The organism is Pseudomonas edaphica (assembly GCF_005863185.1).
Lineage (GTDB): Bacteria > Pseudomonadota > Gammaproteobacteria > Pseudomonadales > Pseudomonadaceae > Aquipseudomonas > Aquipseudomonas edaphica.
In genome coordinates this window covers 1-5,090 of sequence record NZ_VBVZ01000457.1, presented here as the reverse complement: position 1 = coordinate 5,090, position 5,090 = coordinate 1, and the positions used below count along the sequence as shown (strand labels likewise).

The window sequence follows — 5,090 nt, the reverse complement described above, 5'->3', positions numbered from 1 at the left end:
GTTCGGGGGTTGCAATTGTGGGTGGGGAAATGGCGGCGGTGGGCGGTTATTGAAACGCTGCTTATATAACTCAACTAAATAGACATTTAGTTGAGTTATATTTAACCGTTATTAAAAGGAGGAGGGTAGTTCAACTGATGAGCAAGGGGTTCATCATCGACCACTCGTATAAGAACAGTTTCCGGGTTATTTCTGAAAGGACATCAGGTTGATATGAGAAAGCATATTAAGGCTGCCGCATTGCTATTGGTTGCACTGTCAATGCCTGTCGGCGCAGTCATGGCCAGCGACACATCGCCCAGCAGCACAGCTGCTCACTATGAAAAAACAGATCTGTACGGCGTTTGGTACATCAACCTTAATGAGGGAAATGCCCAAGGTTTGGCGTTGTTGGTCCTGAAACAGGACGGCACGGCAACGGACTACCTGATGGTTGGCGACCAGGATACCGTGCAGAAAATTATCCAGAAGTCCACTTGGTCGTATGACTCTGAACGCAACCTGTTCGAGCAGACCGTCAATGAAGTCTCCCTCCAAAAAGGCAAGTCAGCTGCGGTTATCTCACATCCGCATGAAGTCATAGGCGCATCGATCAGCCTGACAAAACTTGGCAATGAAGTTATCGGCATCAAATTCAAAAGAGACAATGGCGAGCTCACGGGTTACCTCAAAGGCAGTGAACGTATGCTCGATGAGATTGCGCGCAAGCAATAAAGGCTGAACACCCACGATGAAGAGCATTAGCGATAAGGCTAGGGCGCCTTCTTGTTATCACCGCCAAATGTGACGCTCTTGTGCACGAAGTAACCTACGACGCCCCAGCGCGTGTCGTCGTCTCGAAAGATGACTTTCTCTTTGACGGTGGCGGTAGCAAACGTCGAGGCAAACTCAATCACCGCATAGCGTCCTGCAGGCGCATCGGGCAGATCAACAATAAAGCCAATGGTCTCGGGTTTGCGCGCCTGCAACGAACCCAGTCCAAGACGCAGCGCTTTCAAACCAGCAACCCACGCCAGCTCAGAGGTTTTCGCTTGCATAACCGGGCTGGCGGCTGCCCATGTCTTCGCAGGTTCGCCGGCATCCAGCAGCATGAGAAACGCAACGGCGGTGTCGAATACCTGTTGTTGCTGTTGCGGCGTTCCGGGATCAGTGGCCACGACCTTGGGCGATGGCTTGTTGAAACTGACATCGCAGCCGCCGAGCAACGCAGCGGCGAGCAATACGGCGGCATAGAGCTTCATGCAGATCTTCCTTGAGCACGGGTGGCGTTGGGACGAGTAAAGATCAAACCTGAGGGCGTTGCCATGTGGTGGGTGAAAACGATGAGGTTGCGGCGTCCTGGCAACTGAGTGGTGATGATCAGTGAGAGGAGGAAAAGCCTGGAGACGCTGACTCAAAATCTGACGCGTACTGCTCCTGATTAAGTAACATCGTGTTACGCATAATGTATATTATGTTAAATCGTGCGCCACGCCAGAAATGCCGTTTCTCTTCTTGGCAGCGTGCACCGCTGCTTTCTTGTGACTCCGCGAATTTGAAACTATATCGTGAGAACTGACGCGTTTTACACGGGACCAACGAACTGCTTCGGAGCCTTGAGCGCACATCGGGCCAAAATGTCGTAGCTCACACCGTGTCGATTTTTCTCTTCCAAAGTTCATGCCGATTGGTTTCTTACTTCTCCTCGAACTCGAGACCAACTTTTCACTTCCTATGCGCTCGGACACGGCGGCATCAAGGGCTCGGTGCTCACGAACTCGTCGTTCAAGCGTTGTCATCGAGGTATGAGGAGAACACTCAAGGCGCGTTCTTGAAGGTCAAAGGTTCGGCGCATGGCCTGAAAAAGATGGGCTGGAAATCCGTTCTTGATCTGGGCCAGTCGTTCAGAACCCCTCAGTGCGAAGCGACCGGAACTGAAGGCCCAAAACTCCTCGTTCCCTAAGTTACGCAACCTCTCATGCTTTCCATTTTGGCGCCGCTCAGGTGCTGAAGTGCTCAATGGTTCTACTCCTTCACGCGGGAAGCAGGATTTTGATAATCCTATCATCGGGTGTCAGCAGTCGAATACGTGTTAAACGCTTCGGAGGGGGGCCAATTTCATGCATCTTTTAAAGGGGATGACCGCCCTCCTCTTTGATCCCGATTTCCTCCTATCAGAATTGGCGGAAATGGGGAGGTCTATCTGCGCCGAAAAGTCAGGGGGCTCGCTATATACATCGTAATTTCCGAAATCGCCTCCCGCCGTTAACTACTTAATAAGCCTGCAAAAATCTGAGGGCCGGTAAAAGCGTTCTTCCGCTATGTAGCGGCTGAAACGTCTTGCCTCGTGAGAATATATTCAGCGAGGAGTAAGTATGTCCTCACAAAACCCTATCAGATAATTCGCGCTTTTTATCTGTTATTTCCACACGTTAGAAGGACGAATCTGATTCGCTATGATTGATGCCTCATGGCATGCAGACTGCGGTTTCGGTGTAACGTAAAATGCAAAAGCCGAAAATCACGGATTGAGATAAATCGTATGACGACAGAGCAATATATGAACTTTGAACAGTTCAGCGCTGAAAAGCCAGCCCTAAAAAAGGACATACGCCTTGTTGCGCGCCCATTGAATATGAAGGCTGAGCTATTGGCTATACAGGTACAAATGGTCAATATCGGATGATACGCTATTTGCCTCTTTCGTTGTTCGCCCTTAGCGGGCTCTGGCGCAGACGCACCCGCAGGTATCGGGAGGTCATGGCCTCTGTCTGTGTAGTTTGCGGTCTGCTAGCATTACCAGCCAGTGCCCTGGCGGGCTGCGCGGTGAGCGGCAATAAAATCGTGCCGTCGATTTCGGATGTGCCCACTGACAGCGGAGGGATGATCTCGTCCGTTTGGCACTCGGCAACCATGTCGCTCATCTGCACGAAGATGCCCTCAGGCACCTATACGAATACGATGGGTGCTACAGGCGTGCCTGCCGGAGCATCCGTCGAGTTTGATGGCGCGTCCTACAACCTCTACCAGACGAACGAAAGTGACGTATTTTACTTTGGGACTTCTTCTGTCGATGGTGGGGCGGAGCACGGATTGAGTTCCAACGTCTACGAAACCGTGCGAGAGATAGGCTTCAGCGGCAGCGCCGGCCGCTACTTCGACTTTACAATGCGTTCGACGGTCAAAATAAGGTTTTACAGCCCCAAAAAGAGCATGACCTCAGGCCTGCGCACCATCAATACATTGGACGTCATCACGGGCAAAATTACCCATACTAACCCCGGGATCTACAACGGTATATGGACGATGCGCACTGATAAATTCACGTTCGTGGCCAAGGGTACCTCCTGCACCTTAACCACGCCGGCCAATATTAAGCTTAAGCAAGTGAGCATGGTCGATATGCCTTCAGTCGGGTCCAGCATCGCCGGCGGTGCATTTGTACTGGGCCTGAAATGCAGCACGGATGCACCTGCATTTCAAGTGAGTTATTCCATGTCGGACGTGTACAACCCTTCGAACCTTTCTTCCTATCTGAGCCTGGCCGATGAGCCCACCAGAGCGGCGGGTATCGCATTACAAGTGTTGAATGGGACTAACGCCATCAGTTTCGCCCCTTCAGCCAATACCATAATGGGCAACTTGAGGAGCGGTACCATCAGTCAGCCTATGACCGTGCAATACATACGGACCGGTAAGATCGCGACGCCTGGAAAAGCCAACGCGGCTGTCACCGTTACCTTTACTTATGACTGATTGCTTTCTGGACTATCACACGCAAGCGTCCGGCCAACCCACCTTCCTGACCACGACACTATTTGCAGCTCACCGGAGGGCATTCCCTAGGCTCTAGGTGGCTGGCCAGACAGAAACGCTTCCAGTCATCGTCATCAGGTCCCACTCTTGACCTTACTCCAGACCCGCGTGCGCACCCGCTCCAGTTTCAAGGGCAGCGGCTCCAGCGCAAACAGCGTATCCAGCACTGCTTTGGAAGGATAAACCCCCGGATTATCGCGCACCTTCGTATCCACCAACTCAGTGGCATCCTTGTTGGCGTTGGCATAGCTGAGGTAGTTGGACGATGCGGCGATCACCGGCGGGCGAAGCATGTAATCGATAAACGCCAAACCCTGTTGGAGATTCGGCGCATCATTGAGCAGCACCAGGTTTTCCACCCAGATCGGCGCGCCTTCCTTGGGGATGCTGTACTGAATCCTGCGATCATTGCCGGCTGCATCGGCCGCTTTGCGTGCGTCCATCACGCCCCCCGCCCAGCCGACAACGGCGCAGATATCGCCGTTGGCCAAATCGGTGATAAAGCGCGAGGAGTCGAAGTAGCGGATGTGTGGGCGCAGTTTCAACAGCAGGGCCTGGGCCTTGAGGTAGTCTTCCGGGTTTTGGCTGTTATAGGGCAACCCCAGATAGTGCAAGGCGATCGGGATGATTTCAGCGGGCGCATCGAGCATGGCGACGCCGCACTCGCCCAGCCTGGCGAGGTTTTCTTCCTTGAAAATCAGGTCCCAGGAATCTACCGGTGCGTCGTTACCCAGAAGCGCGTGGACTTTGGCCACGTCGTAGCCGATGCCGGTGGTGCCCCACAAATACGGCACCGCAAAGCGATTACCGGGATCGTTGTTGTTGACCTTGGCGAGGATGTCCGGGTCCAGATGGGACAGGTTGGGCAGTTGCGAGCGATCCAGTTCCTTGAGTACACCGGCCTTGATCAGGTTCGGCAACAGGTCGCCGGTAGCGACTACCACGTCATAGCCGCTACGCCCGGCCATGAGTTTGCTTTGCATGACCTCGCTGTTGTCGAACACGTCGTAGGCCGATTGAATGCCGGTCTGCGCCTGGAAATCCTTCAGCGTGTTGGGTGCGATGAAGTCATACCAGTTATAGATATTGACCTTCGGCTCCGCGGCCTGAGCACATGCCATTGCGCCGCTGATAACGGCAGCCAGCCCCCATTGCATGCATCGAATAGCGATCATCACGAACTCCTGGGCCGGAACCTGCGCACCAGCTGATTATTGTTATGGAGGGTACAAATGCAGTCAGCGAATAAGCAGTTCACGGCGGCCATTGGGATGCTCGACAGTCTCGCCTTGCAG

Annotated in this window: 4 protein-coding genes; 2 read left to right on the top strand and 2 right to left on the bottom strand. The window is 53.3% G+C overall.

Annotated features, from left to right (window positions below; all coding sequences use genetic code 11):
- Positions 1 to 213: 213 nt before the first annotated feature.
- On the top strand, positions 214 to 714 hold the full coding sequence (locus FEM54_RS24090) for a hypothetical protein (RefSeq protein WP_138453393.1): 501 nt from the start codon (positions 214 to 216) through the stop codon (positions 712 to 714).
- A 38-nt stretch (positions 715 to 752) separates the two neighbouring features.
- Here the strand turns inward: FEM54_RS24090 and FEM54_RS24085 are convergent, their stop codons facing one another.
- Positions 753 to 1,241 (bottom strand): DUF4019 domain-containing protein, encoded by a 489-nt coding sequence (locus tag FEM54_RS24085; protein WP_138453392.1) that lies wholly within the window; start codon positions 1,239 to 1,241, stop codon positions 753 to 755.
- A gap of 1,564 nt (positions 1,242 to 2,805) precedes the next feature.
- Between FEM54_RS24085 and FEM54_RS24075 the strand changes: the two genes are divergently transcribed.
- Complete coding sequence (locus tag FEM54_RS24075) at positions 2,806 to 3,735, top strand: fimbrial protein (protein ID WP_171045889.1); 930 nt, start codon at positions 2,806 to 2,808, stop codon at positions 3,733 to 3,735.
- Positions 3,736 to 3,869: 134 nt separating this feature from the next.
- Here FEM54_RS24075 and FEM54_RS24070 read toward each other — a convergent pair whose 3' ends face one another.
- Positions 3,870 to 4,970, bottom strand: coding sequence for a polyamine ABC transporter substrate-binding protein (locus FEM54_RS24070; RefSeq protein ID WP_138453390.1), 1,101 nt, complete (start codon positions 4,968 to 4,970; stop codon positions 3,870 to 3,872).
- Positions 4,971 to 5,090: the final 120 nt, after the last annotated feature.

Excerpts from the sequence above, each read along its gene's own strand:
- FEM54_RS24090 (WP_138453393.1), top strand. The coding sequence starts at position 214 with ATGAGAAAGCATATTAAGGCTGCCGCATTGCTATTGGTTGCACTGTCA.
- FEM54_RS24070 (WP_138453390.1), bottom strand. The coding sequence starts at position 4,970 with ATGATCGCTATTCGATGCATGCAATGGGGGCTGGCTGCCGTTATCAGC.
- FEM54_RS24085 (WP_138453392.1), bottom strand. The coding sequence starts at position 1,241 with ATGAAGCTCTATGCCGCCGTATTGCTCGCCGCTGCGTTGCTCGGCGGC.